Origin of the sequence: Paraburkholderia fungorum (genome assembly GCF_046027605.1) — a bacterium.
GTDB lineage: Bacteria > Pseudomonadota > Gammaproteobacteria > Burkholderiales > Burkholderiaceae > Paraburkholderia > Paraburkholderia fungorum_F.
This window is the reverse complement of record NZ_JAQQEF010000015.1, coordinates 148,193-173,534: the sequence shown is the minus strand read 5'-3', so window position 1 is coordinate 173,534 and position 25,342 is coordinate 148,193. Positions and strand designations below refer to the sequence as shown.

General features: G+C 62.1%; 25 protein-coding genes and 2 pseudogenes. 8 read left to right on the top strand and 19 right to left on the bottom strand.

All coding sequences use genetic code 11. The features are described 5' to 3' along the window. Positions 1-6: 6 nt before the first annotated feature. Together PQR53_RS24180 and PQR53_RS24175 are read right to left on the bottom strand one after the other, a co-directional pair. A complete protein-coding gene (locus tag PQR53_RS24180; RefSeq protein ID WP_408459440.1) occupies positions 7-1,113 on the bottom strand; it encodes an amino acid ABC transporter permease in 1,107 nt (368 codons plus the stop codon). Between the two features lie 15 nt (positions 1,114-1,128). Continuing rightward, positions 1,129-1,995: an ABC transporter substrate-binding protein gene (locus tag PQR53_RS24175; protein ID WP_408459437.1), complete on the bottom strand. Its 867-nt coding sequence runs from the start codon at positions 1,993-1,995 to the stop codon at positions 1,129-1,131. A 266-nt stretch (positions 1,996-2,261) separates the two neighbouring features. Here PQR53_RS24175 and PQR53_RS24170 point away from each other — a divergent pair, with 266 nt between their 5' ends. Then, positions 2,262-2,780, top strand: coding sequence for a DUF6622 family protein (locus PQR53_RS24170; RefSeq protein ID WP_408459434.1), 519 nt, complete (start codon positions 2,262-2,264; stop codon positions 2,778-2,780). A 46-nt stretch (positions 2,781-2,826) separates the two neighbouring features. On the opposite strand, the gene PQR53_RS24165 is transcribed toward PQR53_RS24170, so the two are convergent. The 5 genes and pseudogenes from PQR53_RS24165 to PQR53_RS24145 form a co-directional block, all read right to left on the bottom strand. Beyond that, the gene (locus PQR53_RS24165; protein WP_408459431.1) at positions 2,827-3,501 is read right to left on the bottom strand and encodes a response regulator transcription factor; all 675 of its coding nucleotides are present in this window, start codon (positions 3,499-3,501) and stop codon (positions 2,827-2,829) included. A 120-nt stretch (positions 3,502-3,621) separates the two neighbouring features. Then, a complete protein-coding gene (locus PQR53_RS24160) occupies positions 3,622-4,968 on the bottom strand; it encodes a sensor histidine kinase (protein WP_408459428.1) in 1,347 nt (448 codons plus the stop codon). Between the two features lie 331 nt (positions 4,969-5,299). Then, positions 5,300-5,419 (bottom strand): annotated as a pseudogene (locus tag PQR53_RS24155) (DUF4148 domain-containing protein); the annotation flags it as partial. A gap of 115 nt (positions 5,420-5,534) precedes the next feature. Then, the gene (locus PQR53_RS24150) at positions 5,535-5,804 is read right to left on the bottom strand and encodes a hypothetical protein (protein WP_408459426.1); all 270 of its coding nucleotides are present in this window, start codon (positions 5,802-5,804) and stop codon (positions 5,535-5,537) included. A gap of 90 nt (positions 5,805-5,894) precedes the next feature. Continuing rightward, complete coding sequence (locus tag PQR53_RS24145) at positions 5,895-6,191, bottom strand: hypothetical protein (protein ID WP_408459423.1); 297 nt, start codon at positions 6,189-6,191, stop codon at positions 5,895-5,897. Between the two features lie 315 nt (positions 6,192-6,506). Here PQR53_RS24145 and PQR53_RS24140 point away from each other — a divergent pair, with 315 nt between their 5' ends. The 4 genes from PQR53_RS24140 to PQR53_RS24125 all read left to right on the top strand — a co-directional run bounded on the left by PQR53_RS24140 (position 6,507) and on the right by PQR53_RS24125 (position 8,992). Further along, positions 6,507-6,692, top strand: coding sequence for a DUF3563 family protein (locus tag PQR53_RS24140; RefSeq protein ID WP_408459421.1), 186 nt, complete (start codon positions 6,507-6,509; stop codon positions 6,690-6,692). 26 nt (positions 6,693-6,718) lie between these two features. Next, positions 6,719-7,168, top strand: coding sequence for a tellurite resistance TerB family protein (locus PQR53_RS24135; protein ID WP_408459418.1), 450 nt, complete (start codon positions 6,719-6,721; stop codon positions 7,166-7,168). 356 nt (positions 7,169-7,524) lie between these two features. After that, entirely contained in the window at positions 7,525-7,827 is a 303-nt protein-coding gene (locus PQR53_RS24130) for an ArsR/SmtB family transcription factor (protein ID WP_408459415.1), read from the top strand. Between the two features lie 103 nt (positions 7,828-7,930). Continuing rightward, complete coding sequence (locus PQR53_RS24125) at positions 7,931-8,992, top strand: alkene reductase (protein ID WP_408459412.1); 1,062 nt, start codon at positions 7,931-7,933, stop codon at positions 8,990-8,992. Between the two features lie 205 nt (positions 8,993-9,197). On the opposite strand, the gene PQR53_RS24120 is transcribed toward PQR53_RS24125, so the two are convergent. Then, a complete protein-coding gene (locus tag PQR53_RS24120; protein WP_408459409.1) occupies positions 9,198-9,725 on the bottom strand; it encodes a GNAT family N-acetyltransferase in 528 nt (175 codons plus the stop codon). Between the two features lie 135 nt (positions 9,726-9,860). Between PQR53_RS24120 and PQR53_RS24115 the strand changes: the two genes are divergently transcribed. Continuing rightward, a complete protein-coding gene (locus PQR53_RS24115; protein WP_408459406.1) occupies positions 9,861-10,508 on the top strand; it encodes a VTT domain-containing protein in 648 nt (215 codons plus the stop codon). Between the two features lie 165 nt (positions 10,509-10,673). On the opposite strand, the gene PQR53_RS24110 is transcribed toward PQR53_RS24115, so the two are convergent. The 5 genes from PQR53_RS24110 to PQR53_RS24090 form a co-directional block, all read right to left on the bottom strand. Further along, positions 10,674-11,168: an SRPBCC family protein gene (locus PQR53_RS24110; RefSeq protein ID WP_408459403.1), complete on the bottom strand. Its 495-nt coding sequence runs from the start codon at positions 11,166-11,168 to the stop codon at positions 10,674-10,676. Then, positions 11,165-11,503 (bottom strand): ArsR/SmtB family transcription factor, encoded by a 339-nt coding sequence (locus tag PQR53_RS24105; protein WP_408459400.1) that lies wholly within the window; start codon positions 11,501-11,503, stop codon positions 11,165-11,167. The genes PQR53_RS24110 and PQR53_RS24105 overlap by 4 nt, the downstream gene beginning before the upstream one ends. Positions 11,504-11,506: 3 nt before the next feature. After that, positions 11,507-11,968, bottom strand: a complete 462-nt coding sequence (locus PQR53_RS24100; protein WP_408459397.1) for a VOC family protein — start codon at positions 11,966-11,968, stop codon at positions 11,507-11,509. A 1,342-nt stretch (positions 11,969-13,310) separates the two neighbouring features. Further along, on the bottom strand, positions 13,311-14,069 hold the full coding sequence (locus PQR53_RS24095) for a response regulator transcription factor (RefSeq protein ID WP_408459394.1): 759 nt from the start codon (positions 14,067-14,069) through the stop codon (positions 13,311-13,313). Positions 14,070-14,279: 210 nt separating this feature from the next. Beyond that, on the bottom strand, positions 14,280-16,139 hold the full coding sequence (locus tag PQR53_RS24090) for a hybrid sensor histidine kinase/response regulator (protein ID WP_408459391.1): 1,860 nt from the start codon (positions 16,137-16,139) through the stop codon (positions 14,280-14,282). Between the two features lie 307 nt (positions 16,140-16,446). Between PQR53_RS24090 and PQR53_RS24085 the strand changes: the two genes are divergently transcribed. Further along, complete coding sequence (locus PQR53_RS24085; protein ID WP_408459388.1) at positions 16,447-17,574, top strand: aminotransferase class V-fold PLP-dependent enzyme; 1,128 nt, start codon at positions 16,447-16,449, stop codon at positions 17,572-17,574. 130 nt (positions 17,575-17,704) lie between these two features. Here the strand turns inward: PQR53_RS24085 and PQR53_RS24080 are convergent, their stop codons facing one another. From PQR53_RS24080 to PQR53_RS24055, 6 genes and pseudogenes are all read right to left on the bottom strand, one after another. Beyond that, on the bottom strand, positions 17,705-17,947 hold the full coding sequence (locus PQR53_RS24080) for an ATP-binding cassette domain-containing protein (protein ID WP_408459385.1): 243 nt from the start codon (positions 17,945-17,947) through the stop codon (positions 17,705-17,707). 42 nt (positions 17,948-17,989) lie between these two features. After that, positions 17,990-18,853 (bottom strand): sensor histidine kinase, encoded by an 864-nt coding sequence (locus tag PQR53_RS24075; protein ID WP_408459382.1) that lies wholly within the window; start codon positions 18,851-18,853, stop codon positions 17,990-17,992. Positions 18,854-19,087: 234 nt separating this feature from the next. Then, positions 19,088-20,482 (bottom strand): MFS transporter, encoded by a 1,395-nt coding sequence (locus PQR53_RS24070; protein WP_408459379.1) that lies wholly within the window; start codon positions 20,480-20,482, stop codon positions 19,088-19,090. A gap of 66 nt (positions 20,483-20,548) precedes the next feature. Next, positions 20,549-21,658: a nitronate monooxygenase gene (locus tag PQR53_RS24065; protein WP_408459376.1), complete on the bottom strand. Its 1,110-nt coding sequence runs from the start codon at positions 21,656-21,658 to the stop codon at positions 20,549-20,551. Continuing rightward, positions 21,655-22,862, bottom strand: a pseudogene (locus PQR53_RS24060) (acyl-CoA dehydrogenase family protein). The gene PQR53_RS24065 and the pseudogene PQR53_RS24060 overlap by 4 nt, the downstream one beginning before the upstream one ends. A gap of 45 nt (positions 22,863-22,907) precedes the next feature. Further along, positions 22,908-23,747: an IclR family transcriptional regulator gene (locus PQR53_RS24055; RefSeq protein WP_408459536.1), complete on the bottom strand. Its 840-nt coding sequence runs from the start codon at positions 23,745-23,747 to the stop codon at positions 22,908-22,910. Positions 23,748-24,115: 368 nt separating this feature from the next. Here PQR53_RS24055 and PQR53_RS24050 point away from each other — a divergent pair, with 368 nt between their 5' ends. Further along, complete coding sequence (locus PQR53_RS24050; protein ID WP_408459373.1) at positions 24,116-25,330, top strand: CaiB/BaiF CoA transferase family protein; 1,215 nt, start codon at positions 24,116-24,118, stop codon at positions 25,328-25,330. The last annotated feature ends 12 nt before the right edge of the window (positions 25,331-25,342 follow it).

Here is a 25,342-nt window from a genome sequence, read left to right as displayed (position 1 = left end):
CTCGCCTCATGAGCCGCCGGCGAGCCGGCGGCGTTCGATCAACCGGTCGACGAGCCGCGTCTGCGGAATGGTAATCACGATGAAGATGAACGCCACGGTGCTCACCGCCGACAGGTTGAAGTGGTTGCTGGCGATGATCTTCGCCTGATTGAACGCATCCATCGAGCCGATGATATTCACCAGCGCCGTGTCCTTCTGCAGGCTGATGAACTGGTTCAGCAGAGGCGGAATCATGCGGCGGACCGCCTGCGGAATCACCACGAAGCGCAAGGTCTGTCCATACGACAAGCCGAGCGAACGGGACGCCGCGGTCTGGCTCCAGTGGATGCTGTCGATGCCGGCGCGGTAAATTTCGGCGACGTAAGCACTTGAAGTCAGCGTCAAGGCGATGATCGCGAAGGTCTCGGGCGACAGGTCCTTCAACACCGGCAAACCCGTCAGCGAAATGCCGAAGCCAACCAGGTAGATCGTGATGACGGCCGGCAAACCCCGGAACACGTCGATGTAAGTAATCGCGAGTGCCCGGATGGGGCGGCCGGCCGGGCCCGGTGTCATCCGCGCAACGGCGAACACAAGGCCGACGATCAGCACCAGGATCTCGGCCACGACGAAGATATGGATGTTGGTCCAGAACGCCTTCACGATCAACGGGAAGGTCTCGGACATCAGCGGCAGCAGGAAGAACGTGCGGCTGACGGCGAGATCGTTGGCGATCAGAAACTGGATCGCCGCCAGTAGCACCAGCAGCGCGACGGCGAGACTGATCGAGATCCAGCTGGCATCGCGCGAGGCCATGGCGGCCACGCGTGCCGCCACGAGGTCGCCGCCGGCGATCGCGCGGCGTGCCTGTCGCGCCAGTCGCAGACTGCGCAGCGCCGGCACGAATGGATACAGTGCGCCGATGCCGAGCAGCACCAGCAACGCGAGAGTTGCCCGGCCCGTCACATCGAGCGACCCCAGCGCCGCGCGCAGATCGAACAGCGTGCGCCAACTGCAGCCCACTATAACGATAGCGACTGCTATGGCGAGCGCCGCGAGCCCGGTTGTGTCTTTTGGCGGTACGCGAAAGTGCCAGCCGCGCTCGCCGGCCACCAGAGGTTCAGACTGTTGCATCCCGTGCGTTTCGCCTTAGGGCTTGAAGTAAGGGATTTTCGTCGGGTCCTGGCCCCAGGCCGCTGCCAGATACTTCTGCGTCAACATCTTGAGCGTGCCATCGTCGGCCATCGACTGGATGATCTGGTTGATTTTTCCCTCGTTGGCCGACCCCTTCGGATAGATCGCGCCGTATGTCTCGCCGGTCGTGTACTGGCCTACGACCTGCATCGTTCCGTGAGAATTGGCCGCCTGGCCGAGCACGTAGGCGGTATCGCTGAGCGCAATGTCGATCTGGTTGGCGGCGAGCGCGGTAAACATGCCCGCCGTATCGGGGAAGACCTTGATGGGCTGGGTCGGCTTGAGAACGTTGGCGGCAAAATCGGCGCCCGTCGTGCCCTGGTGGACGCCGATGCGCATGCTGCGGATATTGTCCGCGGTGACCTTGGTCGTGGTCTTGACCAGCACACCAATGTCGGAATTGAAATACGGCGTCGAAAAATCGATCACCTTCTTACGTTCGGGCGTGATCGACGCTTCAGACAACGACAGGTCGAAGTTCTTCGTCTGGCCGGCGATCAGCGACTCCCACGACACGTTCACCACGGCAACCTTGTCGAGCCCCGCGCGATGCGCGATGTTGGCCGCCATGCAGTATTCGTAGCCGTCCTTGATGGTCGCCGGGGTATCGCCGTTCCACCAGCCCGGCGCGGGCAGCGCGACTTCCACCGTCAACTGTCCGGGAATAGCCGGGGTTATCGGCATCGATCCTTTCTTGCCCGTAACTGTGCAGGTGCCGTAGGTCTGAGCCTCGGCCGGCGTGGCGACGCCGGCAAGTACCACGACGGCGGCGAGCGCCGAAAACATCAAAGCCGCGCGGTTGCCGTAAGTGCCTTTCTGCATGGATGGTCTCCGTTGTATTGATACGAACGTGTCGGCGAAATCGTGGAACGGGAAGCCCGAAGAACAGACGGAAAAATGACAGAAAAACAAATGTCCGACAAGTCGTGCAAACTCGCACCTCGCCGTTGCGCGGGCAACTAACTCAGCGCCAGGCGCGCATGCTTCTCCTAATTCTTCGCTAATTCCAGGCCGGTACGATGCGCATCATTCAGTAGCTCGGACGTGAGTCACGCCTCGAGAAATCACCCGATCTGAAGGAGCTCATCATGTCACCAGCAGCAATCATTCACGGCACGCCAGTGTGGGTCTGGGTGCTACTCGTCGTCCTGCTATCGCGCGGATTCAAGGCACTGAGCAGCGGCACGGCGCCACTCTCGAAGCTCGCCATCGTCCCGCTCATCTTTGCGGGCTGGGGTATCGCGCATCTGATTTCAGATCCGCTGGCGGGATGGTCTTCCGCGATCGCCTGGATGGCAGGCTCGCTCGCCGGCATTGCAGGCGGCGTGTTCCTCGCGAGCCGGTCGCGTTTCATTGTCAATCCGATGGCGAATACCGTCATGCTGCCGGGTTCCGCGTTGCCGTTGGTGCTGATCGTCGCCACCTTCGCCGCGAAATTCTGGCTCGGCTTTGAAATGGCGACCGCGACCGACGTTTCGTCGCTTGGAATGGTTATGCTGATCGACGCCGCGGTGTCCGGGGTCGTGGCGGGCGTGTTCGGCGGGCGCTTCTTCACTTACTGGCGGGCGATGAGCGCGCGCCCGTTATTTGCCTCCAGCAAAGCGTAGCGCGCTCAACCGCGTCGGCGACAAGCCTCGGTATGAGGAAACGGCCTCATGCCTTGGCGGAATCGCCCAGCATGACGGTCCAGCCGAGGCCGCGCACATTGCGAATGACCGACTGCCCGAACTTCTTGCGTACCGAATGAATCAGCACGTCGACCGCATTGCTCTCCACTTCCTTACCCCAGCCGTATAAGCGGTCCTCCAACTGATCACGCGAGAGGATCATGCCGGGGCGCTCGAGAAACGCCAGCATCAACGCGAATTCGCGCGCCGACAGTACCGACGTCACGCCATTGCAGCATAGCGTGCGCTTGTCGAGATCGAGATTGAGGGAATCGTCGCCGAGGCGCGACACCGCGTAGCCCGCCTTGCGGCGCAATACCGCGCGAATGCGGGCAAGCAGTTCGGGAACGTCGAAGGGTTTGAGGACGTAGTCGTCGGCGCCGACGTCGAGGCCTTGCACGCGCGCCTCCAGGTCGTCGCGTGCGGTCAGGATCAGCACCGGCACCTTGTTGCCGGCCGCTCGCGAGGTTTTCAGCAAGTCGATCCCGCTCATGCCCGGCAAGCCGAGATCCAGCAGCACGACCGTGTATTCAGCCGCCGCGATAGCCGCGCTGCCGGCATTGCCGTCGCGCACCCAATCGACGCTGTAGTCCGCGTCCTGCAACGCGCGCAGCAGGCTTTGTCCGATCTGCAGGTCGTCTTCAACCAGTAGAACTCGCATGATGTCGTTCCCACAGCAACGAATAGTGTCGTTGGCCGCGGCGCGAGGAACGGAACACGGGTTACGATTCCAGGCCGAGCCCGCCCGTGCCTGCGTGATACGGGCACGGGTCAGAACGCATCATAACTGACTCGCGCCCGGGGCAGCCACCGCCTCAGTGGCGCACGGAAAGCCGATCGACGCGACGATTCCCGACTGACCGTCATGACGATTGCGAAGACTCGCCTCGCCGCCATATTTGGTCGCGATCGCCTTGACGATCGACAGGCCAAGGCCGCTGCCCTCGATTTGCGTATTCGCTCGAAAGAAGCGATCGAACACCCGTGGCAGCAGGTCTTCCGCAATGCCGGGCCCGGTGTCGGTCACGTCGATCCACACCATCTCGTCGCGTATCTGTACGCTCAGATCGACCTTGCCGCCGTCCGGCGTGTAGCGGATCGCGTTGCTGACCAGATTGCGCACGACTATGCCGACATCGGCTTCGACCGCGCGGACAAACGCGCTGGCCATTTCGTCGGCGCCGATATCGATGCCGCGCTTCATCGCGATCGGCAGGACTTCGGCCACGGCGTCGACCACTACGGCGGGCACGTCGACGCGCGTCAGCGTGTCGGCTTGCAGAGCCGCGTCGGCCCGCGCCAGCCTGAGCAACTGCGCGATCAAGCCGCCACTGCGTCTGATACCGCTGCACAATTCGCGGAAGCGCTCCTGATTGCCGGGCACGATATGCGGCTGCAGATTGTCCGCCTGCAATTGAAGCGCGGTGAGCGGCGTGCGCAGTTCGTGCGCGGCGTCGGAAATAAACTTTCGCTCCGATTCGATCGATTGTGCGAGCCGCTCGATCATCAGATTGATCGAGTCGATAAACGGACGTATCTCGATCGGCACGCCCGAGGTCGACAATTGCTGAAAATGACTGACGTCGATCGCCTGCACTTGCGCACCCAAACGATTCAGCTTGCGCAACGAGCGGCGCACGACAAGCAGCACGGCGACCCACACCAGCGGCACGAGCACGATCATCGGCCAAAGCGTATTGACAGCACGTTCTTGCGCAAGCTCGTGCCGCACCGACGAACGTTGCGCAACCTGAATCACCATTGACGGCTCACGCAGCGTGTAGATGCGCCACTCGTCGCCGTCAACGGCGGTCGTCACGAAACCCGCCGGCGCGTCGCGTGGCAGCGCCAGCGACGGCTCGGTCGAGCGGTAAGGCGTGGCCTGATCGTCTTTCCAGATCGTAATGACAATGTCGCGCTCCGGTTGCGAGCCGCGCGCGGGAATGCTGGGCAGCGAATCCGCGAGACCGCCGCGCATACGGCCGGCAACCTGTTCGAGCCGCAGGTCGAGCAACGCGCTCATGCCCGCTTTTGAGAGCTGATACGAACTGACGCCCTGCACCACGCCGACGATGCTGGCCAGCACGCAAAGGGCGAGGACAAGCTGGTTTCTTAGAGACTTGATCATGGAGGCGCAGAAAAAGTGTTTCGTCCAACGGGTAATGTGTGGACGCCGGGACACTCAGTGCAATGCGAGAGACGGGTAAGGCAGGCTTTTTTTGTAAAGCGATTCTACTCCCGCGACGCGGCGCTTTTCTGGCGTCGAAACGACGGCAAGGGCGCGCAGCCTTTTGCTGCGCGCCCACCATTTGCAACGAGCGATAGAGACCGGCTTTAACAATCGCTCAGTGCTTGATATAGATCGACTTCAAGCCGATGTTGTTCAGCGAATGAATCCCGATGCCGCTTTGCGACGCGCCGTCGGCCTGTTCGAGTGGCGCAAGTGAAACGGTCGGCGGGAGTTGCGCGAGTTGGGCCTGCACTTGCGCGCGAGTCGCCGGCTCGTTCGACTGGGCGAACGACGCGATCGGCAGCGCAAGAAGTACGGCAACAGCGGCGGTTTGGATCAGCGATTTCATGATATTTCTCTCCTGATGTGTTTTTTGGTCGTTCCGTGAGTCAGGTGTTCTCTGCCATGGACTTCACTGTAAAGAACAAGAATTAGCGAACAATGAGCAGCCGTCTGCATGTGAATCAGCGGGTCGCCGCCTCGGCTGCGGCCTGCATTTCGTAGCGCGCGTCCTGCATCAAGCGGATCGCGCGCCCAGCATGGCCGCCCATGTCGTAGTCGTTCGCACGTTGCGCCGCGCGCATCCGTTCGATGGCCTGCTGCGCGTTGAAGTCGGCGGCCTCGATGTTCGGATGACGGCTCATGAAATAGCCTTCGTCGGCGACCGCACAGCCCGAGATCAGGGAAAGCGCGATAGCGGTTGCGGCAACCAGCGTCAACTGTTTTTGCTTCATGATGCATGCTCCATTGAGGTGAGGAACGTCCGGTATCCGGGCATGTCGCCTGCCCGTGGCGATTGATTCAGGGGTCGGCTCAGGCCTCGATTAGCGCCAGTATCCGTATCCGTATCCATACCCGTAGTGCCGGTACCATCCGCGCGGGTGCCCGTAATAACCGACGACCACGGGCGGCGCATACACAGGAGGCGGCGGCGCGTAATACACGGGGGGAGGCGGCGGTGCATAGACCGGCACGGGGGCGACGGGCACCGCGGCCACCATCGGCATAACGGGCATCACCGGCAAGCCGATGCCGACACTGACGAACACGTGAGCCTCGGCAACACCCACAAGGCCAACGCTTAATACGGCGGCGACGACCGCCTGGCGAATCCCTTTCATGTTTTTCTCCTTGAGCTCCGGTGCAGCGCATTGACTGCATCGGTTGACATGCATTCTGGCCGCCGAGAATGAGGAAAGAATGAGCGGCTTATGTCGGATCAAACGGGCGGTGGATCACAACGTGATTCATTGGCGGAGTGCTGCGAACACGGCTCATTTCCGGCTAATTGACGGCGCCTACGATTCGTTCGTCGATGCACAGGTTCAGGTTCGAACCGCCACTCGGACGCGAGAAACGCGTCTGGCACGCATCGGACTGAAGCGACGATACGGACCGCCGGCCCGACATGCGTCGCGCTACTCAAGGAGCACATCATGTTTGCCGCACTTTCCGAAAAACTGGGGTCGTTGTTCTTCTCATATCACGACGACGACCGCGAAGCGTATCTGGCGTCATCGACCGATCTCGCGGACCTCGAACGCCGCATGCGTCATCTCGACAGCGGCAGCTATCCGTTCAGTCTGCATTCGAGCGTCATGCCGCGCGACAACGAACTGTGAGCGATCAACGGACAAGGAGAACCGACATGCGTCACTATCAATGCGACAGCCCTGAAGCCGCAGCCCGCATCGTCGCGGCCTGCTTACTATCGGACGGCCACGTGGGCGTGGACGAACTCGACGCGCTCCATCGCCACGGCATCGAACAGCGATTGTCGTTGCGCCCGCGTCAGTTTCTGCCCGTCGTGCAGGCGCTGTGCGAAGACCTGACTTGCGCCACCTATCTGAATTGGGGCGACGCGTGCAGGCTCGATCCCGTCATCGTCGTGCAACTCGCGGCCGACGTGCAGGACTGGCAAATGCGGCGTGACGTCATCGAGCTGTGCAAGGAAGCCATTCATGCGGACAGGCATATCTCCGAAGGAGAAGCCGGATTTCTGCGCCTGCTGCGTGCCGCGTGGCAAATGCCGGAGCAGCCGGATTGGGCGCGTCCACGCGCGGTAATCAGACTCGTGCGTGCGCAACGGATGAAATGACTGAAGGGCCAGCCGTGCCGTATTCCAGGCTGGGGTGATTTTTCTTCGATTGCCCCGGCCGGGCCAGCGATGCGCGCATCGCTGGCGGCGCGCTTCACGGACGCGCGCTTCATTCCACCGAGCTACCTGGTCGGTACGGACTGCTGGCGATCCTGCTGGTATCCCTCTCGCGTAACCATGCGTGCGCAAGACGAAATCCCCGCACCTACCGACCCCACCGCCAGTAGTGCCTTCACACATATCGTTAAATTACGATATATAATTCGTCTTGTAGCGATGCAGATGCGATGCCCCGGCCGTTAGCCGGCGGCAAGCGTGCCTGTTGTTTTGAGTTGAAGCCCCGAAAACCGATCCACATGACGCTCGATATCGACGCGATTCACAAAGCGCTTGCCAACCCTGTGCGCAGGGAGATTCTCGGCTGGTTGCGCGAGCCGTACGCGCACTTCGCCGACCAGGATCTGCCGCTCGATCACGGCGTATGTGCCGGCAAGATCGATGCGCGCTGCGGCCTGTCGCAGTCCACCGTGTCGGCGCACCTCGCCGCCTTGCAGCGCGCGGGCCTCGTCACGTCAAAGCGGGTTGGTCAATGGGTGTTTTTCAAACGCAACGAGGCCGTCATTCAGGCCTTTCTCGAGCACATGAATACCGGGCTCTGAGCGCGTCATCCACGTCGCCGCGTTTTTTCGCTTATTTCGTTTATTTCATTGCGCAGTTTTTTAAAGGCTCGGGCCACGCGCCCGCTACCTGAGGTGAACTCATATGCCGACTCTTTTTGATCCGCTCCAGATTGGCGACATTACGTTGTCCAACCGCATCATCATGGCGCCGCTCACGCGTCAACGTGCCGAGGAAATCCGCGTGCCGAACGCGCTGATGGCGAAGTACTACGCCGAACGCGCCACGGCGGGCCTGATCATCAGCGAAGCCACTTCGGTCACGCCGCAAGGCGTCGGTTATGCCGACACGCCGGGCATCTGGTCGCAAGAACAGGTTGAAGGCTGGAAGCTCGTCACGAACGCCGTGCACGCAGCCGGCGGCAAGATCTTCCTGCAACTGTGGCACGTCGGCCGTATTTCGGACCCGCTGTTCCTGAACGGCGAACTGCCGGTCGCGCCGAGCGCCATCGCGGCACAAGGTCACGTGAGTCTGGTGCGTCCGGAGCGCCCGTACGTGACACCGCGGGCACTGGAACTCGATGAAATCGCCGGTGTGGTCGACGCATTCCGCAAAGGCGCCGAAAACGCCAAGGCAGCAGGTTTTGACGGCGTGGAAGTGCACGGCGCGAACGGTTATCTGCTCGACCAGTTCCTGCAGGACAGCACCAACACGCGTGCCGACGCTTACGGCGGCCCGATCGAAAACCGCGCCCGCCTGCTGCTCGAAATCACCGACGCATGTATCGACGTCTGGGGCGCGAACCGTGTCGGCGTTCACCTCGCACCGCGCCGCGACGCGCACGCCATGGGCGATTCGGATCCGGCGGGTACTTTTGGTTATGTGGCACGCGAACTCGGCAAGCGCAAGATTGCGTTCATCGCCGCCCGCGAAGCGCTCGGCGACGACCGCCTCGGCCCGCAACTGAAGAAGGCATTCGGCGGCCCGTACATCGCGAACGAAAAGTTCACCAAGGAAACCGCGCAGCAAGTGCTGGACGCGGGTGAAGCGGACGCGGTGGCGTGGGGTCAGCTGTTCATCGCGAATCCGGATCTGGTGCGCCGCTTCGAGACGAATGCGCCGCTGAACAAACCGAATCCGGCCACGTACTATGCACGCGGCGAAGTCGGCTATGTGGATTATCCGACGCTGGAGACGGTGGAATAAGCAGCTGAAGGCAGCTTCTCGGGTTTAAGCTGCTTCGCTAAAGCGGCTGGTTATTCGTAGCACGCTGCAACAGCACGCGGCGGGTGGGACCGGAACGATGTCCGGTCACGCCCGCCGCGTTTTTTTGCGTTGGCCGTTGCGTACAGCACGCACTGCCCGCGCTACGAGCGATCCACGCGCTCACGTCTCAGGTCCACGTCTACCCTCATGCCAGATCACGCCGCATGAACACGCGCCTGGATTCGTCGAGCCCTCGCGCGATATGCGCATCGCGCCGGGCAATCAGCGCGGCGTCGAGATCGGCCTCCTCGATATCGCAAAAGCCGAGCCGTCGATAGTACGGTGCGTTCCACGGCACCTCGCGAAACGTCGACAAGATGAGTTGCATGACCTGTTGCGCACGTGCGCGTTGCGCGACCTGCTCGATCAGTGCCGCGCCGATACGTTGCCCGGCATGCGACGTGAGTACATCGAGCTCCTGCACATAAAAACGCCCGGGCTGCGGCTCGAACATCACGAACCCCGCGCAGGCCTCATCGGCATCCACGGCGACGACAATCTCCCGCGCGTCGATCTTGCGGTTGACGAGTTCCAATTCCATGGGCGGCGCGTCGGCGATACCGGTCATGCCGACGCTGACAAAGCGCTGGCCGGCCTCGAATTCGATCGCACGGATAGCGTTGGCATCGTGCGGCGCGGCAAGGCGGAACGTGAGCTTGGAAGCATGTTGCATAGGTGGTTCGTCGCGTTCTTTAAGCGCGATTTCGGAGGACACCCCCCGATGTTGACATCAACGCCACGAAATAAACAAGTGCCCGCGCCGCCACGGGACTAAACTCCCGAACACCCCAATCCCTTTCGAACCAAGATGGATCTCATGCATGTGCTGCAGGTCGCCCTGCACTTCGACCAGCACCTGAGCGGCCTGATCGTGCAATACGGCACCGCCGTCTACGCGATGCTGTTTCTCGTCGTGTTCGTGGAGATCGGCTTTCTGCCGCTATTCTTTTTGCCTGGCGATCCACTGATCTTCATCTGCGGCGGTCTTGCCGCGACCGGCGCGCTGAACGTCTGGCTCGTGATCCCGGTGCTGTTCGCCGCTACCGTGGCGGGCAGCATCGTCGACTATGCAATCGGCCGCGCGATCGGCGAAAAAGTCTACACGGCCAACTACCGTTGGCTCGACAAGCAGGCGCTGCGTAAAGCGCATGCGTTTTACGAAGCACGCGGCGGCTTGACCTTTCTGCTGTCGCCGTTCATTGCCGTCGTGCGCACTTTCGCGCCGTTCGTCGCCGGCGTTTCGCGCATGACGTTCGCGCGTTTTGTGTCGTTCGTCACGGCCGGGGCGGCGCTGTGGATCGTATCGCTGGTGGCGGCCGGCTATCTGTTCGGCAACGTGCCGCTGGTACGCGATCATATGAGTTCGATTGTGCTGCTCGGTGTCTCGCTCGGTGTCGGATCGTTGCTGGTGAGCGCCGTGTGGCGCTTCGCCAACCGGAGGTGGCGGGCTCACTGAAAGGGGGTCGCGTTCGCACTGAACCGAAGGTCATGGCCGGTGTGGCCGCCGCTATCGCGACACGCTGAATGCCGACGCGCCAGCCTGGCGGCTTGGCGGCTTGGCGGCGCGGTGGCGCGGTGGCTATCGCTGCACGTTGATCGTCAGCACGCTGGCTTTTCAGCCTCATGGCGCAACAGCGGCTTGCACTTCAATTCGTAGCGACGCCAGCAAAGCCTGCCACCATTCGCCGTGCCGCAACAGAAACACGCGCTCGGGGAAATGGTGGCGCGCCACATGTTCTTGCGGCACGGTATCCCAGCCGCGATGCTCGACTGTCACGCGCGTTTCGTCACCCACCGCTTCGAAACGCACCTCGACATGCGTGTGCTGCGCCTCGGTGAAACTGGCCTGACGCCAGCCGAATGCCAGACGCTCGCCCGGCTCCCAGGTCGTGACTCTGCCGATCTCGAACACGCTGCCGTCCTGCTGAGTTTCGACGAGGCGTCCGGGTTCGCCGGACTCTGACGCAGGCTCGAACGACAGCACGCCCCCGCCTTTCGGCGTGAACTGAAACAGCCCGTTTGGCCGCCACCATCTACCGATCTCGCGTGTGAACACATCGAACGCGCGCTGCGGGGTGGCCGCGACGCGCAGCGACACCTGCACGCGTGAACTCATGCCTGCTGCTCCAGATGCGCCTTGAACGACAGCAATTGCTCGGACCACACGGCTTCGGTCTGTTCGAGCCATGCCTTGAGTTCACTCATCGGTGCTGATCGCAGCACGTAGAGCCTCACGCGCGCGTCGACGCCGTCGTGCGATTCTTCGATCAGTTCGCTCGAACGCAGCACCCGCAAATGCCGGCTCATCGCCTGCGGCGAGAGGCCGGTGGCTTGCGCAAGTTCGCCCGCGCGCATCGGCTGCCGGCCGAGCAGATCGACCACCTGACGACGGTTCGGATCGGCCAGCGCGGCCAACGTGCGGTCGAGCGAGACCCTGGCTGGCAGTCCCATCGGTTACACCCATCCTTCGATTTTCAGGCCGCTCACGCGTTCGGCTTCCTCGCGCGACACCTCGCGCACCGTCTGACCGAAGCTCCAGACGTGCCCTTCCGGATCACGCGCCGCGTAGACGCGGTCGCCGTAAAACTGATCCGCCGGCTCGCGCGTGATCACGGCACCCGCGGCGCGCGCACGGGCGCAATGTTCGTCGATGCCCTCGCGCAGTTGCACGTGCACCGATTGCGTATTCTTGCCGCCGATCGAAGCCGGACTCGCGGCGTCTTCCGACCATTCCCGGCAGACCATCACGTAGCTGTCGCCGAAACGCATTTCCGAATGGCCCAACTGGCCGTCGCTCTCCGTGATGACCATCTGACGCTCGAAGCCGAACGCTTTCTCGAGCCAATCGAGGGCGGCGAACGGGTCCTTGTAGTACACCGACGCACCCAGCGAAGGACGTTGATGCGGTTCGTTCATGGCTGCCTCCTTTTATAAACCTTCCGGTTGATATTTAACACTATAGTTAAACAAATCGAAAAGGCAAGGACGGCATGACGCTGCTGTGTTCGCCGACAAAAAAGGTTAGCTTGTCGCGACACAGCCACCCCGGTTAGCTCCCCTGATAGATATCGCACGACAGGCCCACCACGCACGGTTGACCGTCTCGGGTTTTGCCGTAACCATTGCGTCCACCCGGTTGGGCTCCATAGTCCTACGGACTGTCGCCGTCCATCGGCATCGCCCGCTGCGATGAATTTATCGGCTGCGAACTGGATGAGTGGCTAGCGACATTTGACGGTTGCATTTCCTGAGAGTCGGCAGCGCCGGCCGCGGTGAGCAGGAACAGCACGAGGGTTACAGCCGAGGGTTGCACTTTCATTTCTTCACCTTTTCGTCATCAACGGGATGCGTTAGCGACGCCGGGCTTGCGGCCGTCCAAATGCTCGTTATGACGCCCATTCCGCTTGCTCCGGAAGCCGTCGCGCCTCTCCGCGTGTCGAGGCACCTCCCCTGTCAGGAGGCGCCATCTGAAAGAGTGACAGCGAACTCGGTAAGCCGTACCAGGGATTTCGTCCCGTTCGCAATACGGGTATCGGGCACTTTCCAGTCATGGCTCGCGCGCCGTCAGACCTTTGTTAGCTCCCTCCGAAAAAAACGTTGCATTGTGGATCCATCCGGCACGGTCTGGCATGTTTTGCACCGCTTTGTACCTGTGTGTCGGGCGTACCGCCGTATGCTTCCATCCCCGCACTCGGGTCAGAGGCCTGTGTTCCGGCGTTTTCCTGGGGGGCGGGTTGAGAGGCTTGCGGTGTGCCTTGCGAATGCGCAACACCGGCCATGACAAACAGCACGACAGCGGATGCGACTATCAGTGGTGATTTCATGTTGGTTCCTTTATCTACGTTGAGTTTCCATTCATGCGATTCGTTAAGGCCGGTTCAGCTCATCACGACGACCAACCGCTGCGGGTGCACTCGACGAATGCTCCCTCAGCGTTGCTGTCATATTCATTCTTGGTCAGGCGAACCGCCGTCGCAACGCACATGCGTAGGCATGGGGACAGCAATCGTCGGCGAAAGATGTATGCACTGTCATCGTCCGATTACGATGACATGTCGGATACTCGCCTCCCGACGGCGCTCCTTCCTGAACTGTTCAGGTGCGGGGCGAGCGCACGTCACGTCGCTGATACATTTGTGGCTGATGGTAGGGGTGGCGAACTGTTATTTTGTTTTTATCGCGCTGTGGCTACGCACGAGGGCGTTGAGCATCGTGCTGTTAAACAAGTCTTCCACGCCAGAAAGCACGCTGGCTGAAGTCAGTCGGTTGGTTGTCCCCCAACGGCCGGAAGGCTTCGGTCAAGCGCCGGATCCGTGACCGGCGGGACGCCGAGCTTGATCCCGCTATTCGCCAGCATGACGATGAGTTCCGTACGGCGCCGCAGATTGAAATGCGCGAGCAGATGACTGACGTATTTCCGTACCGTAATGTCCTCGAGCCCCATTCTCACGGCAATGGCCTTGGACGGCAGTCCGCGCACCAGCCACGCCAACGTTTCGAACTCTCTCGGTGTGAGTCCCAGCTCGGATGCATTGCTCGTTTCCGATTTAACGCGCGGCTGTCCAGGCTGTCTATCACCAGGTCCATTTGCCGGCGCCTCATCAGTGTCCATATCACGACTGAGGCTCGCGATACTGGAGGCTGGCAGGAACACGCCCCCGGCAAGCACCGCGCTTATCGCCGCCCGAAGCGCTTCAGGCGGCGACGATTTGGGCACGTATCCCATCGCGCGAAGCTGGATGCATCGACTGATGGTTTCCACGCGCTCATCGGCCGATATCACGATCACCGGTAACGACGGTCGCGATTCCTTCAATTCGGCAAGCGCGTTGCAACCGTGGCCATCGGGCAGGTCGAGATCGAGAAAAACGATGTTCAGGAGCTCGCAAAGTGCATGATTCACCCCCTGCGACAATGTGCTCGCGTGCAGCAACTCGATGTTCGGAAAGAGTTCCGTCAGTAGAAGCGCCAATCCGGCTCTGAACAGTTCATGGTCGTCGACGATCAGTACGCGCATTCCATCGTCTCCCAGAACCGTCTTCGAGCCGAGCTGGATTACACATCGGAGGATGGCTAGATCAGTCGTGATCGTCCGATGTCTTCAGGTCGGATAGTACACACTGGCGGCTGATCTATAGGGCGTCGCCTGAAAAGTGGCGGTTTTCACCCATCATTAGACGAATCGAGCGTACCCAAAGGAGCACCGCGCTCAGAACGCCTTCAGTCACTAGTCGTTCGCGAGATCGAGATTCATCTTCCGCTGAGCGCTCACGAACCGACTGATCTCGGCCAGCAGGTCTTTGGGGGCGGAAGACTTGCGCAATAGCACGAACGGTTCGGGAAAGTCGCGAAGGATGTGATCGGACAGCAGCTCGCCGGTGATAAATGCGACGGGAATCACGCCCGCCCACGCGAAATGACGCCTGATCCGATCAGCAACCTCCTTGCCGGTGGCGCCTTCGCGCAGACGGATATCGGCGACGATGAGATCGGGAATGCGGCTGTCATCGGCAAGGATGGCTTCGAATCCAGCCATCGACTCGGCGGCGTGCACGAGCGCGCCCGCGCTTGAGAAAAGACGCCTCAGGCCTTCGAGCACGGTAGGTTCATCGTCGCACAGGAGCATGAACGTGCCAGCGAGATCGGGTATGTAGACGTCGCCATCCTGAGCCTTTGCCCCGACGGTCGGGGTTGATGCCGACACCGTCGCGTAAAGGGAAAAGCGCGATCCGCGCCTTTCCACGGAGGCGAAACTCATGCCGTGTCCCGGCAGAATATGGATCGCACGCTGCACGATCGACAGCCCCAGTCCCAGCCCTTTCGAGCGGTCGCGCCCGGGATTGTTGATCTGATAGTACTCGGAGAAGATCGCGTCCCGATGGGCGGGCGCAATGCCGATGCCGGTATCCCATACATCGATGCGCAGCCGTTCATTCAGCTGTACCCAGCCAAGCACAACGCCACCCGATGACGTGTTCTTGATCGCGTTCGATACGAGATTCGATACGGACCGCTTGAAGAGCGATCGGTCGGTCTCGATGGACGGCGGGGTCCCTCGCCGCCCCGCGATCCTTAGATCGATGCCACGCAATCGGGCCGTCTCCCGGTATTGCTCGAAGACCTCGGTCAACAGGCCGTGGGTATCGACCGGTACGACATGGGGAACATATGAGCCTAGCTCGCTGTAGTCCTGAATGTCCTTGAACATGTCGAGGATGTCGGACGCGGTCTCCTCGATGACGTCGAGCTCGCGATCCACGGCGTACCCGTCCCTGATCCTCGTCCGGGCGCTTCGGATGAAAAGGTTGATTGCGGCGAGCGGCTGCTGGATGTCGTGATACGCCGACGAAAAGAACCGCTCTTTCTCCTTGACGAGCTCTTGCATGCGTCTGTTCTGCTCGTTGACCGCACGCGACGCCGCTTCGACGCGCGCCTTGGCCGCGCGCAAGGTGCGCCGGTACATGAATTCGCGCCTTGCGGCGCGTTCCAGCGGGATGCTGAGCAGTACACCGACGACAGCCATCAACGGCAGCATCGTGGCGTGCGCAGCGACCGACTCCACGCGCAGTTCGACACTCCCGCCGACGGGTTTGAAATAAAGCATGATCAGATAGCTGACGATGCATATCCCGATCAGCCAGGCCGCCGTGATGACCCGAAGCCGAAAGGCCATGAATATCACGAAAAGCGAAAGCATCAGCACCGGATAGACTTCCCGCCAGCCAAGGTCGCCCGGATAGAACTGCAGCATTCTCAGGGTGGTGAACCAGCAACTGATCGTCCAGACACTGAGCAGCCCGACGGCCCAACGCTCATCGAGTGCGCGCGGGTTCCAGAACAGCACGGGAATCGCCATTCCGATCGCTCCGGCGACTCGCAGGAAAATGAGCTCGTTGTGGTGCAGATGGGCGGGATCGAGTACGTTTAACCGGGGGAAGTCGCGGATGGAAAATACGACCCACAACGCGGTGAAGATTGTGATGGCCAGCCTGCGCTGTCCGAAGAAGCGCCGTGCGTAGTCCGACCGGAACGCGCGTTCCTGAGCCGCCGAGCTGAACCTGCGCAGCCTGAGGCCTGACGATCTCATGACGACGCTCGATCAGGAAATTCGCCGTCCGCGGATAGGGCAGCGTGCAATTCAAACAGAATAGCAGGCCGCCATCCGGAGTCATACACACAAATGTAGCGGTCTGGAAGCGCCTGCCCGACCAGCAACGCCTACGTCTTTCCAGACCCGGTTCCGGCCGCCTGCCTGCGTGGGTGGCGACAGCGTCCGGGCCGAAACTTGCCGGATCGGGGTAACGGGGCGTCCCGGCCGATACCGATACCAGTGCAGGTGGTTTTCGTTAGAATCTGTTTTCGATTCATTTATTCGTCTATTACCGGAGGCGAACGTGCCAGGGTTACTACCCGATGTCGACCGCGAGGGACTCCTCGAATATTCAGTCGTTTACACCGACCGATCCATCAACCATATGTCGCAACTTTTTCAGGGAGTCGTACGGGATATCTCCGGCGCCCTGAAAAAAGTCTACAACGCGCAGTCGGCCGTTATCGTCCCGGGCAGCGGGACTTTCGGTATGGAAGCCGTCGCCCGGCAGTTCGCTACGGGCAGGAAGTGTCTGGTGATTCGCAATGGCTGGTTCAGTTTCCGCTGGTCGCAGATTTTCGACATGGGCGGCATTCCGTCTGAATCGATCGTGTTGAAGGCACGTCCGGTCGAACCAGGAAGGCAGGCCGCCTATGCACCGCCGCCGATTGAAGAAGTGGTCGCTGCGATCAGGGAGAACAAGCCGGATCTGGTCTTTGCACCACATGTCGAAACCGCATCCGGGATGATGCTGCCTGATGCCTATTTACGCGCGGTGTCCGACGCTGTTCATGCCGTCGGCGGAATGTTTGTACTGGATTGCATCGCCTCCGGCACGGTCTGGGTGGACATGCAGGCCAGTGGCGTGGATGTCCTGATCAGCGCACCGCAAAAGGGATGGAGCGCATCCCCCTGCTGCGCACTGGTCATGCTCAGCCCTCTCGCCCGCGAAAGAATCGACGCAACCACCAGCACCAGTTTCGCTTGCGATCTTCGCAAGTGGCTGCAGATTATGGAAGCCTACGAGAACGGTGGGTTCGCGTACCACGCCACGATGCCCACGGATAGTCTCGCGACGCTGCGCGACGTCATGAAGGAAACCGAGGCATATGGCTTCGACAAAGTGAGAGCGGAGCAGGTTGAACTCGGCACGCGCGTTCGCTCGCTCCTGAGCGCCAAGGGGTTCAAAAGCGTGGCGGCCGAAGGTTTTCAGGCTCCGGGCGTCGTGGTCTGCTATACCGACGATGACGGCATACGATCCGGCAAGAAATTTGCTGATGCCGGCTTGCAGATCGCGCCCGGCGTTCCCCTTCAATGCGACGAGCCTGAAGACTTCAAGACCTTCCGCGTCGGATTATTTGGCCTGGACAAACTGCATGACGTCGAAGGCGCGGTCGCGAGGCTTGCCAAGGCGTTGGACAGCATCCTTTAGCGCGCTTTTCCGGAGCATGTGCGCATGGCTCGTGGTCCTCGCAACCGCATCGGCAGGAGCGAGCCGGAACCTGCCGGAATAGCTATGCGCACTAGCCAGCCTCGGTATCACGCCGGTGGACGCAACGCCCTCAATGCGCAAAACTGATCGGCATGCCCCCACGCGGATGCGGCACCGTGCCCATCGTGATGCCATAAATCGCACTCAGCGTTTCGGCGTGCATCATCTCGGCAGCACTGCCGCTTGCCAGTAGCTGACCACCTTTCAGCGCAATCAGATCGTCGCAGAAACGGCCGGCCATATTGACGTCGTGCAATACCACCACGACACCGAGGCCTCGCTCCTCGCTGAGCTTGCGCACGAGGCCGAGCACGTCGATCTGATACGCGATGTCGAGCGCTGAGAGTTACCGTCGTCAGGCGAGCGCCTCGGTCACACTCTGCTCCACCACGATGGGCAAACGGAGAGTGAATTCGCTACCGGCTCCAGGACCTGCACTGACCGCCGACACGGTTCCGCCATGCGACTCCGCTACAACTTTTACGACGGCAAGACCTATTCCCAAGCCGCCTGCACTCGCTGAGATCGTTCTGCTTGATTGCGCAAAGAGATCAAAAACATGGGGCAGGAGCGCATCCGAAATACCGAGACCGGTGTCCTTCACTGAGACGATGAGAACTTCCCGGTCCGCCAGCACGTTCACGGCGATGCGACCGTGTTCCGGCGTGTATTTCACGGCGTTATGCAGAAGATTGTTGACCGCCTGAGCGAGACGGACGGGATCGCCTTCAACGCGCAACGTGCTATCCGCGATCTGCACGTCGAGAGTTTGAGCGCGCTCGGCCGCTGCCAGTGCGGCTGCCGCGAGGGGGGCAGCCAGGAAATCGGCAACGTCTATAGAAACCATGTTCGTGCGAAGTGCGCCGTGGCCGACCCGGGTTGCGTCCATCAAGTCGTCGGCAAGCCGGGTAATCTGGCTGAGTTGCCTGTCGATCATGTCGACCGACCGTAGGACCTCCGGACGATCCGCCGACGCTCTGCGGATGAAATGGCTGGCGAGTTGAATCGGCGTCAACGGTCCGCGAAGTTCGTGCGCCACCATCGCAAGAATTTCGTCCTTGCGCCGTAGTGCATCGAAGCGATAGCAGGCAGCTGAAGAGTAATTGGACAAGGAGCCGAACCCGCCCTGTGGGCGTTGCGCAACTCCGTCCGCAACATGCACACAACGCGCGGCGGGCGAGCCAATCGACCAACGGAACAACGAGGGATGATCTGACACGATGGCCTCTGTGTTGCGCCTTTCCGGCTCCAATGCCCTTGTAGTCTGCAGATTCCCGACGTCAGAACCGGAGACAGCGACGTCGGCGATCGCTGATACACGCAGATTTACACGAAGAGCATCGCGTAGTCGGGACGGCAAGTCTGTACGGTAGCGTTCGCTGAAACCGGTAAGGACTCAACTGGCCGATCGCTGCCCGCTGCCCGCTGCCCGATGCCGAGCGTTTGTGGACATTCATGAACAATCCGAGGGGACGCTCACGGGCCCCCGGTGCGAGTCACCCTGTGTCGCGGATGAATTCGTGCGCGCCGAGCGCCGTTGTGCCGCTGCCAGAATGCGCTCTCGCGTCTGTTCGGGATTGAGCAGCAAAAGACCCAGCGCGCCGCTGACCAGCAACATGCCGCCAACCGCCAGAAAACCGCGCTCGTAGCCAATCGCCGAAGCCTCATGATGGGCTTGAACAATGCCGCCCATTAGCGCGGGCGCGATCAGTCCAGCCAGCGTGCCGATCGAACTGTTGATGCCGAGCAGCGCGCCGCGCTGCTTCACCGACACGATGTCGCTGATCATCAGCGGGCCGAACGAAAAGATGAGCTGGCTCGTCGCGCCGCCGATCGCGAGACACACCACCTTCAACGCCGGGCTCAATTCCGCCGACGTCGCGATGAACATCACGCCGCCGAGCATCGCGAACGCGCTGGTCAGCACACCGCGCGCGAGCCGCGAGCTACGGCCCTTGCGAATCATGCGTTGCGACCACCACGCAAGCACCAGCGTCAACGGAATGAAAGAGCCGACGATGCAGGAGAAGAGCCAGCCGGTCACGATTGGCGAATACCCGAGACCGAGCCGCAGATACACCGCGAACCACGTGAACGCGAGCGAAATCGCTGCGTATTCGACGAAGTAGATGAACAGCACGCCGATGAATGTCTTGTTCAGCAGCAGATGCCGGTACATGAACGATGTGCTGCTTTCGTTCGCAGTTGCAGCAGTCGAAGCAGTCGAAGCAGCCGCGTCGGCGGCGGCATCCACCGCAGGGCTCGTGCTGCCGACCGTGCCATCGCGCCCGATCGCAAGCCACAGCAGCGTCCACAGGACGCCGACGATGCCGAGCGCGAAGAACGCACGATGCCAATCGTAATGCACGATCAGATAGGACAGGATCGGCCCGGCCAGCATCAACCCCGCGCTCGCACCTTGCTGCACGATCGTATTCGGCACATTGCGATGCGCATTGTCGAACCACTTGTAGCAGGCATGTTGCGCAAGCGGAAATGCAGGTCCTTCGCCGATTCCGAGCAACACGCGGCACGTGACCAGCACCGGCAGGCTCACGCTCGCCGCGACGAGCGGAAACTGCACCGCGCTCCACACGATGGCCAGCACCGCGAGCAGCCACTTGCTCTGCACGTGATTCGCAAGGAATCCGAAGCCGATGCCCGACAGCGAGAACAGCAAAAAAAAGCTGCTGCCGACGAGCCCGAACTCGCGCGGCGTGAGATTCATGTCGTGCATCATCGGCACGGCGGCGAGACCGAGCACCGCCTTGTCGGCAAAGTTGATCACCATGAACAGAAACAGCATGCCGACAATCAGCCATGCACGGATAGATGCTTTGTCATTCATGTGTGGTCTCCACCTCTGTTTTGTGTGTGTGCGAGCGCGTTCGAGCAGCCGGCTATCGGTGCCGCGTCATGCCGCCGGTGTGAGTGTCATCGCGCTTTGCAATGCGTCGAGCGCCGCGTCCGCTTCGGCAATCAGGAGCGCCATCTGCGCGGCGACTGTCGTCGGTTGCGTGATCGCGAATACGCTTTGGCCCGCCGCCTCGTAAATCAGGTTTGCGTCGTCAAACTCGTGCATCGCACTGAAGTCCGAACCGGTCAGCGCCTGCTGGAATGGCATGGGCAGCGGATCGGGCGCGCCCGTTTCGTGCCACGCGTCGATCCACGCGCTGCGCACCACGCGACACGGTTTGCCACTGTGGGCTCGCGTGATCATGGTATCGGCGCTTTGCGCATGGATCAGTCGTTCGAGCAGCGCGGGCGGCGTGTGATTCTCCGCGGCGGCGAGCCACAACGTGCCGAGCCAGGCCCCCTGCGCACCCATTGCTAGCGACGCGGCGATCTGCGCGCCCGTGCCGATGCCGCCCGCCGCCAGCACCGGCTTGCCGCGCGCCACGGCGACAATCTGCGGCACCAGCGAGAACGTCCCGATCGTGCCGGTATGCCCACCGGCATCGCAGCCTTGCGCGACGAGTCCATCGACGCCGAGATCGAGCGCCTTCTGCGCATGCCGCGGCGTTCCGACCAGCGACAGCGTGTACTTGCCCGCCGCGCGGGCGCGCGCGATCAGCTCGGGGCGGATGCCGATCGCCGTCGCCACCGCGCGTGCGTTCGACGCGAGCACGGCTTCGATCTGCGCGTCGAACAGCGCCTCGCTGCGCACCTGCGTAGTGAAAAAGCTGGGGCGCGTCGGCGCGCGCAACTGGAAGCGCTCGCGCAGGCCGTCGACGAACGCGCGATGCGCGGGCGGAATCTGCGCGCGCACGCCGTCGATATCGGCCGCCTGCGGCACGTTCGCGGGCAACATCAGGTCGATGCCGTACGGTTTGCCCGCGAGGCGCGCTTCGATGCGCTCGATGAGCTGCGGGATTTCGTGCGGCATCTCGCGCGCCAGACCGAGCACGCCGAAACCGCCCGCTTCCGCGAGCGCGACGATCACGTCGGGTTCATGCGAAAAACCGAAGATCGGATAGCGCGCGCCGAGCTCGCGGCAGATGGCCGTGGCAGCGAGGCGCGTCATAGTGCCCCCCCGTGCGACATCAGCGGCTGATGCAACTGCCGATGCCGCGCATCGTCCGGCTCGCCGCGCAGCGTCAGCTTCGCGATGTTCAGTTCGTGGATCTGCGACGTGCCTTCGTACAGACGGAACAGGCGCACGTCGCGATAGAGCCGCTCCACCGCGTTGTCCGCGATAAATCCGCCGCCGCCGTAAACCTGTACCGCGCGATCGGCGACACGGCCGCACATCTCGGTCGCGAAGAGCTTGCACATCGAAGCGGTCATCGTCACATCCTCGCCGCGGTCGCGCGCGCGTGCGGTCTCCAGCACCAGCGCGCGAGCCGCGTGAATTTCCATGTTGCTCTGCGCGATCAGCTGCTGCACGAGCTGGAACTCGGCGATCGGCTTGCCGAACTGCTCGCGTTCGCGTGCGCGCACCAGCATTTCGTCGAGCAGCCGGATCGCCGGGCCGATACACAGCCCCGCCAGATTGATGCGCTGCTTGTTGAGCGCCTGCATCGCACTGCGGAAACCGTTGCCCGGCTCACCGCCGAGCAATGCCGACGCAGGCACGCGGCAATCGTTCAGATGCACTTCGCCGACCGGCGAGCCGCGCTGCCCCATCATTTTGTACGCAGGCGATGTCGTCAGGCCCGGCGTGCCGCGCTCGATCAGGAATGCGGAGATGCCACGCACGCGGAATCGCCGGAGTCAGTGCGCGCGAATACCGTGAAGAGCTCGGCGATGGGCGCATTCGTGATGTAGCGCTTGGTGCCGTTCAGTACGTAATGGTCACCGTCGCGCTGCGCCGTCGTGGCAAGTGCGATGGCGTCCGAGCCCGCGCCAGGTTCGGTCAGTGCGAACGCGCCGGTCATCGCGCCGCTCGCGAGTTGCGGCAGATAGCGGCGCTTCTGCGCTTCGGTGCCGTCGGCGATCAGCGCTTCGGAACCGATACCCGTATTGCCGCCGAAGCGGGCACGAAACGCCGGGCCGCACTGCGAGACCACCATGTTCACGCACGCGAGTTCCTCGGTCGTGAGCCCGGCGCCGCCATACGCGGACGGAATGCTGTGGCCGAACAAGCCGAGCGCGCGCATCCGCTCGACAATCGCTTCAGGCAACGCATCATCGCAATCGACCTGGGCCTCGAGTGGAATGCACTCGTCCACCACGAAGCGATAGAGCTGCGAAAGCAGCGCGTTCAGTTGGCCGGCGTCCCGGATCATCGTGTCTCCTTGTCTGTTTTGAATTCGTGCGCCGGAAAACGGCGCTCAGCTCATGTGACCGGCGCTACCGCTTGCGTCGATCACGCCACAGGCGCGCTCGATGCGCAGCGCCGTTTCCAGCAGCAGCGGCGCGACCTTGCGTTCGAGCCAGTCGTCGGCGAGACGACGGCTCACGATCGTGCAATTCAGCGCGATGCCTTCTTCGTGCGGCGGCTGGCGTACGGGCACGGCCACCGCATGAATGTCCTTGATCCAGTCGCCTCTGCTATGCGTGAAGCCGCGCTGCGCAAACGCGGCGAAATCGGCTTCCCACACGGGCAGGTCGTGCGCGAAACGCTGCGGGTCGTTCAGACGCAGACGGTTCAGCACTGCCGTGCGTTCGTTGAGGCTCGCGCCGATCAGCAGAGCGCGGCCGAGTGCGGTCGACAGCAGCGGACGCGTGCTGCCGATATCCGGATGAGCGTTGTTGTCGCGCTCCGGGCGGCACGTATCGACGTAGACGATGTTCAGCCGGTCGCGCATGCCAAGGTTTACCGTGCAGCGCGTCTCGCGCGCGAGTCTCTCCATGTACGGCCGCGCGATCTGGCGAATCTGCATCGCCGCGAGCATCGGATAGCCGAGCGTAAGCACGCCGGGGCCGAGCCGGTAACGCTGGTACTTTTCACTGCGGTTCAGATAGCCGAGCAGCGTGAGCGTGTATGTAAGCCGCGAGATCGTCGCCTTGGGCAAGCCGGTACGGTCCGCGAGTTCGCGGTTGCCGAGTATCGGCTCGGTTGGCGTGAAGGCGCGCAGCACCTGAAGGCCGCGCGCGAGATTGATCGCGAACTGCCGGTCGGTCGAATCGTCGTCGGGCGGCGCGGGCAGCAACGGTTCGCCGGGACGCACCGTCGGCTTGAGTGCGGCGCGTGTGCGCTTCGTCGTGGCGGGTGCGTTTGCGGGTGCGTTCGCGGGTGCGTTTGCCGATGAGGTGGCCAACGCCTGCGGAGTCGCCACGGCAGGCGCGCGCGTCGCAGACGACGTTGCGGCAGCGCGTGCGGTTCGACGTTTCGGTGGCGAGATGGGCTGGGTTTGCATGTGTTTCGTGGGCGCGGCGGGCCGCTTCGACGATGACGATCCCATGGTCGGATTCCGTTCGGAGTGGGTCAAGAACATCAGGATAGTGTTTCGCTCTGCGGTATGCCAGTTGAACTGAGACACCAAGGTCGCCTACTTTAGCGCTATCCATAAACCGCATTACGCGTGGAGGAGACACCATGAGCAGACGGAATCCGCCGTCACAGGGACCGCTTGCCGGCGTACGCATTCTTGATCTGTCCGCTGTGGTAGCCGGGCCGTTCGGCACCGCGCTGTGCGCCGATCTCGGCGCAGACGTGACGAAGATCGAATTGCCCGATGGCAGTGACGCGCTGCGCAAATTGCAGCCTGTCAAGGGCGACCTGCCGCTCTACTGGAAGGTGACCAATCGCGGCAAGCGCGGCATCACGCTCGATGTGCGCAAGCCCGAAGGGCGTGAACTGCTGCTCAAGCTCGCTGAGAAGGCGGACGTGCTGGTGGAGAACTTCCGCGCCGGCAAGCTCGAAGAATGGGGACTCGACGTCGCGACGCTGCACGCGGTGAATCCGCGCCTCGTGGTGCTGCGTCTGACAGGCTTCGGCCAGACCGGGCCGTACCGGCAGAACGGCGGCTTCGCGCGCATTTTCGAAGCGATGAGCGGCCTGACGCATCTTTGCGGCGAAGCGGGACGCATGCCGCTGCACATGAACTTTCCGCTCGGCGACACCGTGGCGGGCATCTTCGCTGCATTCGCGATTTCAGCCGAGATGGTGCGGATGCGTTCTGATCCGCACGCGCAGGGCGTCGAGATCGATCTGTCGGCGACGGAAGCGCTATTCCGGATGCTTGAGCCGCTTGCGGTCGAGCACGAACAGCTTGGCATCGTGCGCGGGCACCACGGCAATCGCGCCACGTACACCGCGCCGTCGAACATGTACGTGAGCGCGGACGGCGTGTCGTTCTCGCTGGTCGCGTCATCGCAGCCCATTTTCCGGCGACTCTGCGCCATGCTCGGCATGGAAGCGCTGATCGACGATCCGCGCTTCAGCGACAACCTGAGCCGGGTCGAGCACGGCGAAACCCTCGATGCGCTGCTCGCCGATGCATTCGCGCAAATTCCTTTCGATCGGCTCGACGCGCGTCTCACCGCCGCAGGCGTGCCGCATACGAAGATCTATACGATCGAGGATATCCTCGCGGACCCGCATTTCAAGGCGCGCGACGCGGTGATCCGTCTACCCGATCCCGATCTCGGCACGATCCCCGCGCCGTGCATCGTGCCGCGCGTGAGGGGACGCGAGATGCCGGCGCCGCGCAGTGGCCCGTCGGTCGGCGAGCACAACGCGGAGGTGTATGCGGAGTTGGGGCTGGACGAGGTGACGTTGAACCGATTGAAGCGTGAGCAGGTGATCTAGCTGTTCCAGTTG